The organism is Aquimarina acroporae, assembly GCF_023195925.1.
In the GTDB taxonomy this organism is placed as follows: domain Bacteria; phylum Bacteroidota; class Bacteroidia; order Flavobacteriales; family Flavobacteriaceae; genus Aquimarina; species Aquimarina acroporae.
This window is the reverse complement of record NZ_JALPRE010000003.1, coordinates 262,021-283,631: the sequence shown is the minus strand read 5'-3', so window position 1 is coordinate 283,631 and position 21,611 is coordinate 262,021. Positions and strand designations below refer to the sequence as shown.

At 37.7% G+C, this 21,611-nt stretch carries 6 protein-coding genes; 2 read left to right on the top strand and 4 right to left on the bottom strand.

What is annotated here, in order from left to right; genetic code table 11:
• Positions 1–112: 112 nt before the first annotated feature.
• The 4 genes from M0D21_RS05840 to M0D21_RS05825 all read right to left on the bottom strand — a co-directional run bounded on the left by M0D21_RS05840 (position 113) and on the right by M0D21_RS05825 (position 18,624).
• The gene (locus M0D21_RS05840; protein ID WP_248327514.1) at positions 113–7,078 is read right to left on the bottom strand and encodes a PKD domain-containing protein; all 6,966 of its coding nucleotides are present in this window, start codon (positions 7,076–7,078) and stop codon (positions 113–115) included.
• Positions 7,079–7,203: 125 nt separating this feature from the next.
• Positions 7,204–9,594, bottom strand: coding sequence for a cellulase family glycosylhydrolase (locus M0D21_RS05835; protein WP_248327513.1), 2,391 nt, complete (start codon positions 9,592–9,594; stop codon positions 7,204–7,206).
• A 59-nt stretch (positions 9,595–9,653) separates the two neighbouring features.
• Positions 9,654–16,265 carry a glycoside hydrolase family 48 protein gene (locus M0D21_RS05830; RefSeq protein WP_248327512.1) on the bottom strand — a complete coding sequence of 2,204 codons (6,612 nt, stop codon included), beginning with the start codon at positions 16,263–16,265 and terminating at the stop codon, positions 9,654–9,656.
• Positions 16,266–16,449: 184 nt separating this feature from the next.
• A complete protein-coding gene (locus M0D21_RS05825) occupies positions 16,450–18,624 on the bottom strand; it encodes an RICIN domain-containing protein (RefSeq protein ID WP_248327511.1) in 2,175 nt (724 codons plus the stop codon).
• A gap of 647 nt (positions 18,625–19,271) precedes the next feature.
• On the opposite strand from M0D21_RS05825, the gene M0D21_RS05820 reads away from it, so the two are divergent.
• On the top strand, positions 19,272–20,999 hold the full coding sequence (locus M0D21_RS05820; RefSeq protein WP_248327510.1) for a tetratricopeptide repeat protein: 1,728 nt from the start codon (positions 19,272–19,274) through the stop codon (positions 20,997–20,999).
• Between the two features lie 71 nt (positions 21,000–21,070).
• Complete coding sequence (locus tag M0D21_RS05815) at positions 21,071–21,553, top strand: hypothetical protein (RefSeq protein ID WP_248327509.1); 483 nt, start codon at positions 21,071–21,073, stop codon at positions 21,551–21,553.
• Positions 21,554–21,611: the final 58 nt, after the last annotated feature.

Sequence of the window (21,611 nt, the reverse complement as noted above, 5' to 3'; positions counted from 1 at the left end):
CAAAAGAAAGTTTAGTATAAAAATCTTTCTAATTGCTGTTGTTTTCATTTTTGTGTTATAGTTAGTCGGTTTATTGATTGTTACATTCTAGATAAACAGTGTTGTTTCACACCTATTTATACTTTAAAATCTGTCTTACAATTGTTTGGTTATTGGAATCTATTCGCAGAAAGTACATTCCTGATTCTATTCCATCGGTAACCAATTTGAATTGATGTACGTCTTTTCTAATTTCATTCGATAGTACCACGCGTCCATTGAAATCTATTAGCGTAATATTAGCTCCTTTCAAGCTCGTATTACTTCCCAAAGTAACCTCATTAATAAAGGGATTAGGGAATGTGGTCAAATGAGTGATCTCTGCTGTATTTGAAGCTTTTATTGCACTTTCACAATTAGGAGAAGTAGCGCTATTACTGAAGTAAATTGAAAAGCTTCCTCCTTTAGCAACCAGAACAAAATTATCACCATCTTTAGCTACATAATAGGTTCCATCCAAATTGCCAAACCCTGTTCCAGAAAGTGTTACTTCTGGTTGAACACTATTAAAAGTTTGATTGGTAATAAACGCCGTTAAATCTATCCACCAACTTGGCACCCCATTATTCGTGTTCATAGAAAATTGCCATAAACCATTATTTTCAAGACTCCAGTTCATGGTTAAATTGGTTACATTGCCTAAATCAGGTCCACCCGTTCCTAAAACATAGATATTGTTATAAGTGGTATTTTCGACACTAGGTAGGGCATTTGGCAATGGTGTCCCAAAATCACAACTATTTCCTCCAGTTACCGGTTCATTGATTTGAATATTTGTCGTGGTCGCATCTGAAATTCCAGCTACATTCGATACCTCTAAACGAACTATATAATCTCCAGCAGCCGCATACTCATGTGATAACAATTGACCCGAACCTACGGTTCCGTCACCAAAATCCCAACTATAGGTAAGTACACTACCATCTGATATGGTAGATGCAGAACCATCAAAATTAATCGTTGCTGGTGCCGTTGCTACCGAAGAATCTACCGAAATACTTGCGGTTGCAACCGGAGTAGAAGTATCATTAACGGTAATGGTTACAATTTCTGAAACATCAGAATTTGCTCCATCGCTTATAGTAAGTACAGCTGCATAAGACCCTGATTGTGTATAGGTATGAGTCGGGTTTTCTTCGGTGCTCGTATTTCCATCACCAAAATCCCATGAATACGTCACTATAGCATTACTTGCAAAAATTGAGGAAGATGCATCAAAACTTACCAGTAAAGGAACCGTCCCCAACGTTGGTGTAGCTGTAAAATTTGCCTCCAAAACTGGTGGTGGATCGGTGGCCGATACGGTAAGTTGTTCGGTATCTGTAGCACCATTACCATCATCGGCAGTAAGAACTACCTCATAATTTCCAGCCTGTTGATAGGTGTATGACACCACTGCTCCAGTTGCAGTTTCACCATTACCTAAATCCCAGGTATACGTCAATAGATCACCATCTGGGTCGCTTGAAGTAGAAGCCTCCATATTAACTGTAAATGGAACAGCACCAGAAGTGGCGTCTGAAGTTATTTTAGCATTTGGTGGTCTGTTAGGAATAGGAGAACCGTCTCCTCCCGGTTCTAATCCCCAGACTAAGTTTCCTTTGTAGTATAAAGTCACTAATACATGAGGTTGTAATGATGTTTTTCCAGCATCATATGAGAAATCATTGTTTTGATTATGAGACTGAAACCCCGAATGATGCAAACGTGTTTGTATTTGTCCAGATTTTCCGTTGGCAGGTAAATCTCCAGAAGAACTTGCAAAACCAAGTTCTAGATAATTTTCTGTTCCTTGAATGCCATAGGCTCCTGTTACTCCTGTCACTTGTGCATAGTCAATGTTAAAACTCATAGGAACATTTGCCTCTGGTGTAAACCAATACCTTATCGTGAAATCACTTAAAGGTAAGTTCTGAACAGATTCGCTTACTACTTGAAAAACCGGTTTTAACTCGACGGTCGTTATCCCTGAACTATTGTCTCTATACTCGACACTAAAATCCGTTTCTGGCAAATTGCTGAATCTCTTATCGACAGTAACCGTTATTTCTGTTGGATCACCAGTAATTTCTCCATTTGCCTTTGCAAGTACAAGTTTTATAGTATGTGGCCCTTCAGACAGATTACTTACGGGTATAGGATCTAATGTAAACAATGTACCTTGTTCTATGTCATCTACAAAGTATTTTACATGCTGTCCTCCAGGTTCGATATCCCACAAAAAGGTTGAAAACTCGATATTAAAGTCAGGTCCTACTAATCCTCCGTTTGATGGTGACTGAATGATTACCGTTGGGTTTTGTGGCAAAGGATCATTGGTGACCATTACGGTAATGGTCTCTCCCAAGTCTGTTGGTGAATTATCACTTCGTTCCATCTGCAGAGTCAACTCATGAGGGCCTTCAGATAATGTTGTTCCATCTGCGTGTGGTCCTTCAGCGGTAATCAAACCTCTATCTTGTCCATCAATTTTAAATCTAAGTTTATATTGCTGGGAAGGTAAATCCCAGCCTTCTGTTTCGAAATTAATCGTTAATGGTGTGTTTACCATTTGCCCTTCTACAGGTGACTTAAAATATACATCTGGTAATGGACCAATTGGTGTATCAGCATCTCCCCCATGTAAGGTCCATAGCACGGCTGCATCAAACATTTTAAGACCTTGATCGGTGAGTAAATGCATAAACTGGTCCCGTAAAGGGAAAGCCACTCGCCTTGACGGAATAGCAATACTCGGTTCATACCCGAACAAGATAGGTCGCGTACCCGCTTTCGCAATTATTATAGCCTCATCCGTAGGATTTCCAAAAGGCAAACTTTGTGTAATTGAATATAATGCTGTTTGAACCCCAGCACCAGCTGCCATAGGGTGGCTTGGTGCTGTTACCGTAATATTTGAAAATCCATCGGGAGTAATTCCATAACCGGTATTTAATTCTCCAGAAGTCATTCGCAATTTACCATACATAAAAGGGTTCCAGGTAATTAATGGAACTCGAGCTCCCTCAAGATCATTTCCCAATTCTCTGGGATCTACCGTTGATGATACCAGAACCAAGTCATAAGGATTTGCAGTTTGCGGACTGGTTGCTTCTTCATCTGAAAACAAGGTTATTAAAAACCCTAGTTTTTGCTCTAATCGGGATTTAATGCGTTGATCTTCTCCTGAAAGGTTGTTCTTATCACCAACCACAAACATCACGTTAATGGTGTTCTTAAATTTTACATTTACCTCTGGAGTAACCGAGGCAGTATTTCCATTGTTATAGAATACTTTTGCCGCTATATTATATGACTTCCATATAATGGGGTTCCAAGTAGATTCGAATGGCGGAGTTGTAACCTCTTCGATCAAATCATTATCTATGAAATATTGAATTTTGGTAATTCCCTGAATGGTTGTATTTACCTTTAATTGTATAGGGTCTGAAGTGTCTATTTTTGCTCCATCAATAGGAGAAGTCATCTCCAATGTCTGTGCAGACGTTGTTCCCGTTTCAGATCCATCAATTTGCTTTATATAGGCTTCCAATTGATCGATTTGAGTTTGACTTAGCGTAGATACATCTCCATGTGCACCATCAACATTATACGTAGTAAGCACTTCTTTAATTGTTTTTGCCACTCCATTGTGCAGGTACGGGGCAGTAGCCCATACATCTTTTAGTGTAGGAACATCAATTCCCAAAAGAGGTTTTTGAAGTCTATTTCCACTATTTGCAACTATGGTTCCTACATCATGTAATTTCCCCGAGTTACTATCTGTAAAGCTTGCTCCGCTATGACAAGAATTACATTTCAGGTCTTCAAACAAGGATTTTCCTGCTACTCCTTGGGCTGTAAGTGATCCATCTGGGTTTCTATATGGACTTGGATCAAAAGAATTTAGTGACTCTATATATGCCGTTAAAGCATCTAGATCTGCAGATTTCCCAGCCTTTGGGTTTCCTAAAGATAAAGCCGTAGTGCCTTCATTAAAATCGGCATTACTCATAAATCCTTGCCCTTTGAAATGGAAACGAATATCATTTTCGAAATCCTGAATTTCATCAAAATTGGCACTCCAATGTACTCTTCCGTGTGCGGTTCCGGATCGCCCAATAAGCGAAATTGTATTTCTTAATCCTTCTCCGCGATCGGTGAAGTCCCAGGTTCTTCCATCTTGCGTACCATCGATATGGCAACTGGCACAACTTATATACCCATCTGTTCCCATTTTTAGATTTGCCGCATCATAAAAAATTTGTTTCCCTTTTAGTACTACCGGACTCAAATTCTCTTGATTTACAGTACTTATCGAAGAAATTTTTTCTAAAGTTGCAGTACCACTTTTGATCATTTGATCGGCATCAAAAACGGTAAGGCTTCTATCCATAAAATTTTTTACAAAAAGTCTATTGGTAGTTCGATCAACTGCCAGCCCCTGCGGGGCTTTTCCAACATCTTTTTTCACCAATTCTAACCCTCGTTTAGGATCTAAAACAATTATTCTATTATTACCCTGCATAGTGATAAAAAGATAATTTCCGTTTGGGCTAAACAATGCAGAAGAGGGTTGCCCATGGTTATCGATATCTAATCTGTTTGATACAATTTCAGTACTACTAACCAAGTTTATTGGAGAAATCGCTGTTCGAACAACATTATCGAATGTAAGTGCCTGGCCATCTCTTGACAACCCCCTCAAAATATTGTCTTTCTTAGCAACCGACCATGCTGTATTATTATTAGGATGAATCGTTAATCCAGAGACATAATTTGGTAACCCTCTACCTGCATTTCCATTGTCCTGGGTAAAATCATCTAAGGGAAGTGCAATAGTGTTTTTAAGTGTTCTTGTGTTGATATCTATTTCCCAAATTTGACCTTCAGTATCTTCAGAAATAAACCTGGTCACCAATAAGGTTTTGCTATCTCCTGTAATTGCTAGTGCTCTAGGTGTTTCTCCTATTTCAAAAGAGGTAACAATGGTATTTGTTGCTGAAGAAATTTCTATGATTTTTCCTGACCCAAAAGCCGAAACAAAGCCTTTTTCTCCGTTTGGAGTAAAAACAACTGCATAAGGACGAGAACCCGCATCTAAAGAAATTCTTTTTTGAATCACCCCTTGGCTATTAAGAACATATAATTCATCAGAATCTCTACAGGTTATCCAGGCATTGTTATTTATATCTAATGCTACACTTATAGGATCGTCTCCTATAGTTACTTCTTTTATAATTGATAAATCATCTGCATCTATTAAAGTAACCGAATTATTGTCAGGATTTACAGACCAAACGATTCTGTTTATCTCATCAACAGTAATTGGTCCCGATTGGGTAGGTAAAGTGTTGTTTAAACTATCTGTTACCACCAAAGATTGGGAGGCAACTACAAATCCTCCATTATTATCTGATACCTGAACCTGAACAGTATAATTTCCTGATTCTGTAAAAGTATGTGTAACCGTATTCCCGGTCCATTCAGTTTTTGGAGATCCATCACCAAAATCCCATCGGTAACTCAACGGGTTTCCATCTGGATCTGTTGCTTGAGCAGTAAACTCTATCAAACTGCCAATAGCTATAGGAGATGGTTTATTTAACTCTATTTGTGTTACCTTGGGAGATTGGTTTGTAGTATCCCCTCCTGTGGTGAAATAGAAAATATATTCTTCCATTCCGTTTCCAACTGCATCTTTTATACCCCCTTCTACAAATTTTACCTCATACGTAGTGTTTGGCAATAACTTCTCTTTTGGAGCATAATTAATTACCTGATATGAGGTTGTCGTAACATCGCCTTTTATAGGTTCTCCTCCCAAAGGACTTACTTGGATAGTTTGATCATTCAGCGTTAAATCTTTTAAAGTTTCATTAATCACAAAACCTATAGTAGAGGTTACGGGTTGATTAATCGCACCAGCTTTAGGGAAATGATGACCTACAGAAGGAGGATTAGTATCTAAACCATCTTGATGCGCGAAAATCGATGTTTTGTCATCACCACTTGCCACTAAAATATGTCCGATTGGCATCCATTGATTATCTATAAACTGAAGCGTTTCATCACTAGACGGCGGAAAAAATTCTTGTTCAATTTCCATAGTTTCAAAATTGAACTTTACCCCTCGGTCAAACCTTCCTGAGAATCCAAATTCATCTTGAAAAATCATATACCGCCCCAAAGTAATCTGATCTGAATGTAAGCTAAACCCTCTCTTAACATTGGTTGGATCGCTAATATCGAACCCTACCAAAGCATCTGGACCTTGATTTCCACTCATAAAGACCAAATAATTTCTCCAAAGTTGAATTCCTGTGCTATATTGTTCATGTGGAATATCTCCCCCAAAAGAACCCAGAAATTTGATATCATTAGGGTTTCCAAAATCAAATACACTTATATCTCCCGTTTGCGGAGCATAAAACACATAGTTTCCCACCCGAACGACAACATCTGGCAAACCCACTGACGCGGGAATGTCGTCTACTTGAGCCCCCGATCTCATGTCAAAAACTCTATTTCCATCTATGGTATGTGGAAAAGTCTCAAGGTTGTCATAGTTCGATTGCCCATCTAAAACCGTATATAAAATATCTGAAGAAGTTACGGGTTTACGGTCTAACATATTAGAAAGATCTAAATATTTATATCCTGTTCCCTGAACTTCGGGAACAGAGTACTCTCGATAGAAAAGATCTCCTTCGAGTTTCCACCATCGATGTCCGTTATTTGCAGCGTCACTAAATTGCACTCTTTTTGGTGCAGTAGGGTTAGAAATATCCCAAATTCCCGTACCCGCCTGCCCGTTAATCATTAGGTAGTTGCGGTGGTAGGTATTAATTCGATCCCCTTCGGGGAAATTGGCTAGAAAAGTTCCCGCCGGCCAGGTTTGTGTTGTCATTTCTGGACCCGAAGTACCATCATATATCTGATTGACAGATTTTACTACCAGTCCGAAGGAAATGAATATTGCTATAGCAAACCATATGCGGTAATTTGTTTTTTTAAAAAGCATCAGCCATCTGGCTCGCTTTCTATATGCAGGCTTCATAATTATAGATGAGTTTGTGTTTATGCAGGTCTATGCACCCGATTGTTTTAAGAGATAATTAGGGTTAAGGGAGAGAGAATAGAATTTCTCTCTCCTCTTTTTATTCAATTAGAATATGGTTCTGTTTATTTTTTAATAATTTGTTTGGTTACGATTTCTTTGTTTTGATACACTTTTAGGAAATATAATCCTGACCTAAGGTCTGAAACATCAAGTAATGCTTCCTTAGCAGTAGTATTAATAATATTTGTTTTTAAAATCTTTCCGGTAATATCGACTACATTAATACGAGCTCCTTTCATTGAGGAAGTTCTACTAATTTGCATTGTATTTATTACAGGGTTTGGAAAAACTCTGAGATCTAAGACATCTACCACTTTACTGTTACCTTCGCATACCGGAGCAACATCACTATTGCTAAAATAAATTGTGAAGTTTGCTGTCTTTGATACCATAACAAAATTATTCCCATCCATAGTCACATCATATGCACCGTCTAAATTTGCGAAACCAGTTCCAGAGAGTGTTATTGACGGTTGTGGTGCGTTAAATGTTTGACTAGTAGTATTATCTAGTAGGTTGTTCCACCAACTTGGAACACCATTATTTGTATTCATAGAAAATTGCCATAAACCGTTATTGGTCAAATCCCAATTAATAGTAAAATTGGTAACATTACTTAAATCTGGGCCTCCACTTCCTAAAACATAACTTTTTGTGTAGGATGCATTCGCAATTGTACCTAATGGATTTGCCTGTGGAGCACCAAACGAACAATCCCCTCCATTTATTGGTTCTGTTACTATAATTGAAGTAGTCGCAGTATCAGAATTTCCAGAAGAAGTTGAAGCCGTTAGGGTTACTGTATAGTTTCCTGCCACAGTGTATTGATGCGATACATTGGTGCCGTTACCAGTGTTTCCATCGCCAAAATCCCATACAAAAGATAATACACTTCCATCAGAACTTGAAGATGTAGATGCATCAAAAGCAATAGTAATAGGTGCTTCGCCACCTGCACTACTTGAAGAGAAAGTGGCATCAACAACCACTGAAGTATCTGGATCGGTAACGGTAATTGTTTTTGTATCGGTATCATTTAAAGCACCATCACTTACCGTAAGAGTTACCAAATATGTACCGGGTTGCGTAAAAACATGAGATATCCCTGATCCTGTAGCAGTAGTTCCATCTCCAAAACTCCAGGAATATGTTAAGGCATCATTATCAGGGTCTGAAGAAGCAGAGCCATCAAACTGTACCGTTAACGGAGCATCTCCCGACATAACATCGCTTGTGAAACTTGCTACTGGAGGACGATTACCAGTACCTCCAACTACATTAGGGATTATAGGTGCTAAATGTGGGGTAAGAACATCCAGTTTCCATTGGTTTACTGAAGACCAATCGTCTTGTAAGATCCCTCCGGTATCACCAGAATTAGGATTCATACTCCAGAAGGTCCAGGAGTATATGTCTCCCATAAAATCTGTAAACTCTGTAAACCAAGTAAATGCAATACCCCCAAAAGCATCTTGGTTTTTTATTCCAAACTCTCCTAAAAACAAAGGAGAAGTTCCTTCTTCGTACAAATAATGAAAGTTATCTCTCCAAATACCTGGCATATTTTGAGGAAAGTTTGCAGCTTCGAACCAATCCTGTTGTGATACCTCTGGACCATATTCATGCGCTGAATACATCAACTTACTAGGATCTGATAATTGGACTGGGTATTGTCTTGCTCCCATTAATTGTCCTCCCCACCAGTATGAATTTCCTTCGAATTCTCCTACTCCTTCAACGATAATAAGCACATTCGGATTTACATTTAGAATTGCGTTTCCGCATCGCTCAGCGGCTTTGTTCCAATCTGTTGCTGGATTGCTATCTCCCCAGGTTGACCCATGTGGTTCGTTATTCAAATCCATACCAACAACAGCAGAAAAATCTTTATATCTATCTGCCATAAAAATCCAGTCGTTGATCCATCTTTCTTCTGAATATTCTGGGGTATACCAAAATTCCTCATTCAAAAACCCATCTGCCGCACGAGAGTGATTATCTAATACAATTTTCATGTCATTTTCCTGGCACCATCGTACCAAAACATCCATCAATTCAATAGGCTTGGTTATTGTCGATTCTTCTTCGTTCATAGGAGAAATCCCTGTATATGCATCACTTCCATAAGAAGGAATTGTAATAGTCGATCCTGGGTTAAGCATTTCATTACACCAGGGTACACGAATCGTATTGAATCCTAGATCCTTTATTTGCTGTAACACACTTTTCATATCTCGGGTCCATATTCCATGCGGAAAATAATTTTGGGTCTCGAAGCCAAACCAATTGACCCCTGTCAAACGCACTTCTTTACCTTTACTATCGAATAATTTATTACCCGAAACAGAAAGGAAATTTTGTTGTTGTGCAGTTGTGTAGCTAAACGCTATAGTAACTATCATTACCAATAGCATGCTGGCTATATCTTTTGCACTTTTAGTAGTATTTTTCATTGTATAGTGAATAAATTAAAAAGAGAGAGGTAAGCATTTACCTCTCTCCTGTTTATGATTTATTTTGTAATAATGATTTTCTTTCTGGTCTTTTTATTTGTTTTAAAATCAAAAACTTCTAAAACATATAATCCAGAAGGCAACCCATTTACATCTAAACGAGTTTCTTGTTGATAATTCTCAAAATGTTCTACTTTAAGAGTGTTACCAGTAAGATCGATTAATCGGATGCGAACGTTTTCAAGACCTTTCTTTGTAGATACGTTTACATAACTTTTTGCAGGGTTTGGACTTGCCATTACCTCTGGTTCTGCTATAGGCGCAATTGCACCAGCAGGAGTAGTATCTTCTGCAAAGAAGAATCCATATTCTGCATTTGCCAGAGCTACTTCAATTTGAGCCCAACTTCTGTGATAACGCTGTGTATATTCTTGTCCAGCATTATAAGCAGTTTCTAATCTTCCAAACTCTGGATCATTTTTAAGGTCTGATCTTATATCTAAGAAAGATACACCTGGTTGAATAACATCTCCATTAGGCATGGTTCCTGTAAAACCTGCTGGGACATATACTTCTTGCTCAAATATTCTCGAGAAATCACCACGATCTTCAAGGGAAGCAACTCCTTTATCATCTCTGTAGGTTGTCCACATTCGATCCAGAACTTCTTTTGCCAGATCTCTTGCAGCTGTATCTAACGTTTCATATTTACGCGTTGCAGCGGCATAATAAATTAGTGCTTTTGCCATAGATGCGGCAACACCAAGATCCTGACCGTAATCGGTAACAGTAACACTTAAGCCGCTATTGCTACCCGGACTTGCCGGATCCCAAGTATCAGGCTCTCCTGTCCATTCTAAAGTAGCTGGAATTTCAAAGTCGTCACTTCCAATAAGTCGTACTTCGCTCTTCACCCATGCTGCCCACTTATCCATAAGATTTTTGGCCATAGCATCATTGGTAATGTAGTAGTATTCTGCAACTCTTTCCATAGACCAGGCTTGCCACCCGAACCATGTTCCACTTCCTGGATCTTCATACACAGGATTATCATCATAAGCCATATCGTAAAAAGTAGACTTACCAGCTGGGTAAGGGCTATAATCTCCATTCCAGCTATTGGTAGCTCCTCCAGCTATTGCACCTTCCTTAGACTGTAACCAGGTATAAAATTCCATTTGTCGTTTTAAACTCTCGGTCCAATCTCTTACACCATTCTGAGAGGTTGGCTTTAATTCATCTATTTGTGTTAATGCATATGCAGCCATTGGATTTTGATATCCAAAATGACAATGGCTAGAACTAATTCTAAATGCCCATTGTGATGCCGGATCTGCAGAACCACCCCAAGACATATACCATGACATAAGATAATGTGCACTATCATATCCACTACCTGCGCCGCTTGTTGCACTTTGTACTCCTAATGGTTTGAAATATTTATCAAACATCGAAATTCTTAGGAAATCTCCCATTTTTGTTGCTTTATCTAAATCTAAAGCAGAAAGACTAGTACCTTGTTCTTTGGCATATACCTGAGCCCAGTACATGGCTTGTACAGCTCTTGCATCGGCATCTGGAGCACTAGTATATCTCCATTGCTTTGCATAGTTTTGGTCTAGAATAAACAATGGTAAATATCCATTTGTTCCTCCCCAATCGAAACTCTCCCAAGACGGATGCGGAATGGTTTCATAAACAGACTCCTGCTCACCTCTTTGGAAGGTGTTTATGTAAGAAGGTGTACTCACACCATCTCCACGATTTCCGTATCCATAAAAGTTATCATTGTCAAGTAACCAGTGCATCTGATATACATCTGGACCATAAGTTGCCGTTAAGTCTGCTGATACAGGATCTACACCTACTGGCGCACTAAATTCTAATGGTGCCGGATAATCACTTGGTAATGCAAACTCGCTTGCATATGCAGCAGGCGATGAAGGGTTATACGCAGCATTGGTTGGTTGATCTGCATTTGTTGGAATGATAAACTGCTCAATCTTATCCCATACATTCCCTAGCGGTGCCCAATCTCCTGTTACTCTACCGTTCATTACTTCTAGCCACAACCAATATGAATATAACTCACTGGTAGACTCATGCCCATAATCTGGTGCTTCAACGATCAATGTTTCAATTGAGTGATGAGGAGAACCATCTGCACTGAAATATCCATTGGCTGGATCATAAAATTCATTTCTCATTTCGATAAAACGATTCACATATTCATTATCTCCAGTAGGAGGGTTGATGATTATATCTCCATCGGTTACCGTTATAGAAATTATAGCTTGATCCTGACCATTATTTCCATCATCAACTGTAAGAGTTACAGCATAATTTCCTTTGGTTGCAAATGTGTTATCGATAGTAACTCCGGTTCCAGTATTTCCATCTCCAAAGTCCCAGCTATAAGTAAGCGTATCTCCATCTGCATCAGTTGATCCCGAAGCATCAAATGAAACCAGTAAAGGAGCCTCTCCTGAAGTTGGTGTAGCAGAAATATCGGCTATAGGGTTGGTATTTCCACCAGTATCTCCACAGGTTGGCGCAGTAGCAGACGTGCTAAAATATATAGTAAAGCCTCCTGTTTTGGATACCATCACAAAATTACCTTGATCTAAAGTAACCCAGTAATCTCCATCTAATCCTGTAATTCCTGTTCCTGTGAACGTTACATCTGGATTTGCCGAATTAAAACTTTGTGAAAGATTACCTTTTAAATCTACATACCAATCGGGTTGACCGTTATTCGTATTTATTGCAAATACATATAGTCCATTATTTGATAGATCCCAGTTGATATTGAATTTGGTAATATTATCTAAGTTTGGACCTCCATTACCTAATACATAGATGTTTTCAAATTCTGCATTAACTGAAGGTAAAGCATTTGCTATAGGTGTACCAAAAGTACAATCTCCTCCTGTAGCAACTGGGTTTCTTACAACCTCAATACTGTTAGAAAGATCAAAATCACCACTTAATCCCGTTAATGTTCCATCTGCAGCAAGACCAGTAATGGTTCCATTGTAACTAATATTATAAATAAAACAACTTCCTACTCCGGCACCATCGAAATCTACAGCTTCTGGTGTTGGTGGTAATCCTAAAATCTTACCTTGATCATCGGTAACAATCCACTGGCTTGTTTCTCCTACATTTCCGGTTAATGTTACTCCAGATACATTATCTGCAATACCATCTCCTACAGTAAATGCGAAAGGTCCTCCGGAAATTGTTCCTCCATCTACAGTAGGAATTACTACTACTGGATTTCGTACCACTTCTATACTATTTGATAGATCAAAATCACCACTTAATCCTGTTAATGTTCCATCTGCAGCAAGACCTGTAATGGTTCCGTTATAGCTAATGTGATAAATAAAACAACTTCCTACTCCAGCACCATCGAAATCTACGACATCTGGAGCTGGTGGTAACCCTAGAATTTTACCTTGATCATCGGTAACAATCCATTGACTTGTTTCTCCAATATTTCCACTCAATGTAATACCAGATACATTATCTACAATACCATCTCCTACTGTGAACTCAAATGGTCCACCGGCAATAGTACCTCCATTAACCGCTGGGGGAGTTGTTCCTCCGCAATCGGGAGCAGTGGTATCGTTTGTAAAATATATTGTAAAACCTCCTGTTTTTGATACCATCACAAAATTACCTTGGTCTTGTGTTACCCAGTATGCGCCATCTAAACCGGGTATTCCAGTTCCAGATAAGATAGCATCTGGACTAGCGGTATTAAAGCTATGTGTAAGGTTACTTCTTAAATCTACATACCAATCGGGTTGACCATTATTAGTATTCACCGCAAATACATATAACCCATTATTTGCTAGGTCCCAATTAATCGAAAATTCCCCAATATTATCTAGGTTAGGTCCACCATTCCCTAAAACATAAACATTATTGAATCTATCATTGATGTTCTGTAATGGATCTGTGGTAGGAGTCCCAAATCCGCAACTCACACTACCATCTGTAGCGGTTATTGTTGTTGTTTCTACACTACTGCCAAAAGAATTTGTTACAGTAAGGTTTACGATATAAGTACCTACCTGGGTAAAAGAAGTAGTTGCTGTAACTCCAGTAGCTGTTAGACCGTTTCCAAAATCCCAAGAGTATGTAAGCGTTCCTCCTGTTGGGTCTGAAGAAGTAGATGCATCAAAAGAAATATCAAAAGGGATTACTCCAGAATCTGCACTAGCGGTAAAACTCGCTATTGGACTACCATCTGTAACGTTAATCGTAACGGTCTTACTATCTTCTTTACTACCATCGCTTACGGTTAATGTTGCAGTGTATTCTCCAACTGCCGTATAATCATGGTCTATGGTTAATCCTGAACCTGAAGTTCCATCACCAAAATCCCAAGTATAGGTAAGTGTGTCTCCGTTTTCATCGGTCGAAGCAGTTGCATCAAAACTTACAGTAACAGGAGCTACACCAGTGGTAGGTGTAGCAGTAAAGTCTGCTACCGGTGCAATGTTTCCATCGGCTACTGTAATTGTTGTACTTGCTTCAGAAGAAATATTTGTGCCATCACTTACAGTAAGTGTTACTAAATATGAACCTATATCTGCATAGGTCACCAAAGGATTTACCAAATTTGAAGTCGTTCCATTTCCTAAATTCCAGTTATAGGTTAGCACATCTCCATTTGGATCTGATGATGCAGATGCATCAAATTGTACCTCTAGCGGTGCTACTCCTGAATCGGGAGTTGCTGTAAAAGAAGCTACAGGTGTATTTCCTCCTCCTGGTTCTACTCCTCCAACCAATTGATTATCTACATATATAGGAACGTTATCAATAATTTTCAAAGTGTTATCAATGCCTGTTCTAGAAAAATCATTGGTAGGATCCCATGCACTTTCACTTGCTGAGCTCGGAATTCCAACACGCATTTGGATCTCACTTCTATACTCTCCTTGTCCTCCTGGAAAAGGCATTTGATTTTGATCTACTTCTACTTCAACAAAGTAAATATTGCTAGCGGCATCCCATGCCTGTAAGCCTCCCACTGCACTTCCGGCTCCTCTGGAAGTGATTTCGTAATCATTTGGAGAAAGACCAGCTGCAATTCCTTCAGAAATATCAATAAAATATCTCGCCGTTAATTTACCCGGAACTCTAGCAGGCCATGCAGAACGATTATTTAACCAAATAGCTACTTCAGTAAATCTTGAAGATGAGCTGTTAATCTTAACTTCATTCAAAAATTCTGATCCAGGCACTTCAGGTTGGGGAAAATTAGAAAGAGGTGTACCTCCAAATTCCATTACCATTCTTGCAAGAACACCTTGGTAACATGCGTTATAATCTGTTGCCACCTCGTTTTCAACAAAATCTGAACGATCTTCGAGATACGCATCATCTGGTGAATCGGGACCACCAATTAATGCTCCCCAAAGAATGTGTCTTGACTCTTCGGGAATTGATTCACTTCGTCTCCAACTACTATGCTGTCCTCGGTGATGTACTTTGGTAGGAGGATTATTTCCATATCCAGTTACATAGCTTCTATTAATTGGGTTATCTCCTAAAGCATATTTTACCTGATCAACAGCAAAATCGTGATATTGTTGTTTTTTGGAAGTATTCACATTATCACTATAAATTAATGCAGTAAGAGATGCATTCATCGAATGACGTAAAGATCCCCAACGAAACAGGTGTGCTTGCCCTCCAGGTGAGTAGTTTATTCCTCCCCCTTGCTGCCAAAAGTCTAAATGGCGCTCAGAATCGATTTTATATTGCTCTTTTCCTGTTAAAATGGCCAATAAAACCATATTACCATAGGCTTTATCATCCCAAACCAAACTCCACAAAAAATCTGGTTGGGTATATTCTGCCTCGGCTTTATCCAAATATTTCTGATCTCCAGTTGCTTGATATAACCATAATGCTCCCCATACCAATTCATCTTCGTAGGGACCTGCCGGATAGGTTGGCCCTACCGGAGTTCCTCCATCGGTATGGTAAGACCCTCTATAGGTATCTCCAAATTCATATAATTCCTTAGCATGTTGTAGTAGTGTTGCGCTGTAAGCTGGATCACTATCTTTAAAGATTATACTTGCAGATGCTAAAGCGGCAGCAGTTTCACAACTGATCTCTGTACCAGGGTTTGCAGGAGTTAATTTATGGGCTTTACGAACACCATACATTGGATGAACATCTACCATTTCTGCTGGCATCCAAAAATTATGATCCTGCCCTTTTTCTGAGACCTGAGAATAAAACTCATTCGGACTTGGGTGACATTTAATAAAATAATCGGTTACCCATTTAATGTTACGTTTAAAAATTTCGGTTTGATTAGTCGCATCATACCCATCTTTGTACTCTAAATACCCCCAATTTAGAGCAGTGACTGAAAAGGCCATTGGAAATCCGAATTTAATATGATCTCCTGCATCGTGCCATCCACCGGTGAGGTCAAGACCTACATCTTGTCCATCATTAACTCCAGCATCAGCACGCCAACTAATTCTATTCCAGTCGGGCAAAATACCAGATTGTTGAGTTTCATAAAATAGAAGAGACTTTTGTAAAGCTTCTCCATAGTTAAACTGTGCAGTCAATGTACTGCACCAAAAATACAATAGGGCTAGTGCACCTATTTTCATAAAGTTTTTCATGAGTTTGCGTTAGTTTTTAAGTTGATTTATAAGCTACGGCAAACGAGTTATCTCCTATTATAAGAAGCCAAAGAAACAACCACGTTTGGTAAGAGTTCTGTATAATAAAGAGCTGCTAATCAACACTTTATAGACATCATTTTTCCGTAGAATTTATACGTTTTTTCCTTAAATTAAACTTATGTTATTCCTTGATTAGCTGTAGTTTAGACTTTCCGGCTATAGAGATTATATACACTCCTGCTTCTAGCGAAGACACAGATATTTCTTCCTTATCCGATTTAGAAACAATAGAAGAAACAACTTCACCCAGTAAATTGTAAATGATAATTTTTTCTCCTTTGTATTGACCTATAACCGTTACAATATCTTTTGCCGGATTAGGGTACAGACCTGCTATACGATCCAGATTTTTATTTAACCTATTACTATTGGTAGCTATAATTTTCCAATTTTGGTTATTGTTTTGAGAATCCGATTCCCATATCTGTACGTTGGCATTATTGGCCCCAGCCGCTCTATCTAAAGCAGTTTGCAGGCAATGAATTGGCTTTAAAACATATGCCCCATTGATGCCTTGAGATACTTTCCATTTCTTATGATCATCTGTAGCGCTGGTCCAGGTAGCAACATTCTCACCATTTCCACATTTGGCAAAAGGAACCTCAAGATATCTATTGGTACCACTATTTTTTATAGTGTATACATTATCTCCCAAATGATTAAAAACCCATTTTTGATCATTAAAATCTGCAGGATCATGCATCCTTGCACTATGATTCTCTATGTTTCTTGATAATAATCTTTGATTATTTACCGATGAAGTAATGTAATAGCTTCCATTGGCTATCAACTGAGGATTAGCAGAAACTACAGAAACATTATTTACCTGATCATTGTCTAGTGCCTGCTGCCAGTTTGTTCCTACTGGTCTAATATGGGTTTTGTATGCATACCCACTTCCTATTGCAGGAGATGAAGGCAACGCGACTGTTACTGCTTTTACTCCACTACCTTTAGACACTTTCTCTACTTTACTTGCGATCCAGTTGTTATTCTTCCAGAAGCTAACCACAATTTCTCTTTCGGACGATGCGCTATATTCCATATTAAAGGTATATGCATTTGCCGGGTTTATGGTTAATGGAGGAGTTTTAAATGTAACTTTATCATCGAGAGCGACTTCATTTTCGATAACTACATTGTTAACCTGATCTCGATCTAATGCATCTCTCCATGTGGTTCCTACGGGACGTATATGAACTTTATATACATACCCAGCACCCACCGCTGGCGTATTAGAAAGGTTTACCGTTATAGATTGGGTGCCTTCACCTTTTGGTACCGTTACTTGTTGTTGTCCCAGCCAATTGGTTGACGACCAAAATTCAACGACTACTTCTCTATTTGTGGCAGCTTTATAATCTACATTAAATGTATAGTTTGTCTGTGGTGTAATTGTAGTTGGAGCATTATTAAAAGTTACTTTGTCTTCACCTCCGCTTCCATTATCATCGACCAATTTATAGGTATGTACCCAGTCGTAATATGTAGTTCTATTTGCCGCGGTGTCATTCATACCATCTTGACCAGACTTAGGAGGGTTCCAATCATAGGTTTCAGTTACCAATCTCAAGTACATTGGTAAATCAAAATCTGCAGGTGGTTTTATCTTATACACGAATTTTCCATCAAGATAAAACAACACTTCATCCTTGCTTTTCCACCAGGCTCCATAGGTATGGTATCCTTTCCAGGAAGGTTCTCCTAAACCAGCTTTACCACCTTCTTGACCTACAGGAGTGTTGTTACAAACGGTACCACGGCTATGCGTGTTTGAGTTCATGTTTCTAATAGTGTTGTTTACCCAACTTGCGCCATTAGAGTTAACACCAACAGTTTCAGTAATATCTAATTCTGTAACACGAACATCACATCCAGATCCTTCATTTCGTTTATTAATGAGCCAAAATGTAGAAGACATAAACGTTTTATTGGCTTTCATTCTACACTCATAATACCCGTAGGTTTGACTTTTTAGGGCTCTTACCAAAGCTCCTGCATGCGTATATACATTTCCATTTACAGTTTCGGAAGATCCTAATTTATAAGCAGTGAATTGTAGGTTACCATCTTTTACTTTTACAGCATTTTTTTTGAAAATACCTGGAGGTCTTCCTATCCAGGTAGAAACATTCACGGCCCATTTTGAGGTGTTCAAAGAATTACCATTAAATTCATCGGAAAGGGCCTCTACTTTCTCCCATTTTTTTCCATTGGGAGGTGTTGGTTGCGCTTGTAATTGTACTATCGAAATACAAAATACCAGCAAAATTAAGAGTTTGTTTATGCGAATCATGACTTATTTTTTTGGGTTTTAAGCAGTTAACGTTAGTTTAGTGACAAGCCTTATTATTAGGGATTCAAAAGCACAATAATTCTTGTCGGTGATTCAATTATAAAAAGCTGTATAACAGCATTTTATAGACATCATTTTACCTCAAAATATGTACTTTTTTACCTTACAAAAGACGAAGGTAATTCCTCCAAAAAAAGAAGGTTATCTACACAACTAATCGTGTATTTATGTTTTTAAATATTTTGGAATTCTTGTCGCATCAAATCGTGATACGGTAATAGATAAGGTGCTTTCTTTTCAGAGAAGTGACATAGAAATGTATTCTTGAAATTTACAAGAATTGATTGAAGATTTTGCCATGTCCTAATGCTTACTAGTATTGTTTTTTTCATGGTTAGATTTGTGTGAATGTGATTAATTAGATTTTTGATCTTTTAAATTTTAAGAGTTATAATAATTTCATCAAAGAGAATATTATCAAGTTTTTAACGTTAGTTTTTGTGACCCAGTCACGCTTATATGAACGTATGCTTTCTATTTTTTTAAGGGTACATTAGGGGTACATCGCAAAAAAAAAGAATACATACGGCGTACTATTTTTATTTAAAAAAAGTAACACACAATTCGTCCAACTAACTACTAAAAAAGTGAAACGCCTAACCTACTTCACCTTTATCCCATTGTGGATATTACTATGTAATATTTGCTTTGCACAAAACAGTATTGATTCTGAGTTTCAAATCAAGCAAATCGATAGTCTTTTTGAAATCGCCAATCAAGATCTTATTGGTAATGGAGATGTTCTAAAAAATCTTATTAAACGATCTAAACACGTAAACTATACCAAAGGAGAAGTTCGAGGTCTGGTAAATCTTGGTGTTTATTATATGAATAACTCTATGAATGATAGTGCCAATGTGGTTTTTGAAAAAGGAGAAAAGCTCATTCAAAAACATCCCGAACTTGAATTTGTTCTCTCTTACATTTATAATAATAAAGCTACCATTTTAACCAATCAAGATTTGCATTATCAGGCATTAAAATATTTTCATAAATCTCATAAGATCAATCTAAAACGAGGTGATAAAAAAATGGCCCTTATTATTAAGATGAATATTTTGGGTTGTCATCTTTCTTTAGGTGAGCCCGATAAAGTTTTGGCATATTCTAAAGAGCTATTACAAGATTCTATTGTTAACACTCAGGAAGATCTAAAATATAAGCTCTATAGTAATCTTGCTATGGCACATTTTGACAAAAAAGAATATGGAAAAGCAATAAACTGGTGGAGTGCAAATCTCGAAAAAATCAAAGACTCTGAACAAACCGGTGAAATTAGTTATATACTTACATCTATAGCAGATGCACATCGTAGCCTCGGAAATTATGATATAGCTTTAGAAAATGCCTTCGAAGCTAAAGGACTACTGGAGTCAAAGCCTGAATTAAGTTCTTATGCTGCCGTTAACGCATTGGTATTAGGTAAAATTTATAACTCCCTAGAAAACCCCAACGAAGCTGTTGTTCACTTTGAAGATGCTATTCTTAAAAATCCTGATGATCCTATGGACATAGCATTTGCTTATAAAAATTTAGGTGCCATTTTTAAACGTATGGAATCTTGGGAAAAATCTAGTCTATATTACCAAAAACATGGTGCATTAGTTGATAGTTTATATGAATATCGAAATGAAGATATATCTAAAATATCTGAAGGCAAAATTCAACTGCTAGAGCAAGAATACGAGAATGATTTACTCACAAAGGATAATGAAATTCTATCTTATAAAAATGAAAAACAAGAACTCTACATTATTTCTCTTGCTATAGGATTATTTAGTATGTTAGTCGTTTTCTTGTCGGTTTTTCTCTATAAAAAATATCACAAAAGTGAGCAGCAGGTTGAACAACTAAAAGAAAATGAAAAGAAAATACTGGAACATCACTTACAAAGTAGAGAAGAAGAGTTTTTAGCTACTATGATCTCGGTAAATGAACGATTAAACAAACTTAGTTATATCAAAAAAAATCTATCCTCGGCTATAAAATATAACAACCGAGAAGAACTTGTAGAAGCCGAAAAACGATTAGAACGCTTTATTTCTTCTACCTCTGATCTCACCGTTTTAAAGGATAGAATAGAATCTCAATACCCAGGAATAACTGCCCAAATTAACACAAGATATCCCGAGTTATCCTCGAACGATATTCGACATTGTTTATTGATGAAATTGAATCTATCTATCAAAGAATCTGCTCAATTACTTAGTGTATCTACCCATGCTGTAAAAATGGCTAGAAAACGTTTAAAGAAAAAAATGAATATCCCAGAAGACACATCGCTAAAAGATCATTTACAAAACGAAATCGTATAGTTTTTTATACCAATACTTTGTATGTAAACTCTCAAAAATTGTGTAGCTTGTGAACCAGAAATTTGCGATAAATGATTCATAAAAGCACTATCTATATTGGCATCATTATTTTCATCTTATGTTCTTGTAGAAACTTTGAACTCAAAAAAAGAGATAAGGATGATATCGTAAAGGAGATGGAGGAAAACCTAAACACGAATGAAGTGGATCAACCTCCATTATTTTCAGTTTGTAGGGGTAAAATTGAGAAAGAACTTGAACAATGTTTTGAAAACACCATTACAAAACATTTGTACAATCATTTAATAAAAAAACAAATACAGGTATCGCAACCTATGAAAGATACCATATGGATTCCTTTGACTATTACAAAAGATAGTCAAATTATCATTGAAGATTTTGATTTACCAGATACCGTAGCTGCGGAAATTCCTGATCTCATAGCTATTCTGGAAGCAGGAATTCAAACATTACCAAAAATAAAACCTGCTCACGCTAGAAGTACATTTGTGACCACAAAATATAGACTTCCTATAGTAATTCATATTGAATAATACGGTTGCTAGATATGATTTGCGTAGTTTTGTAGCATATATCAACTCCCTTGTAACA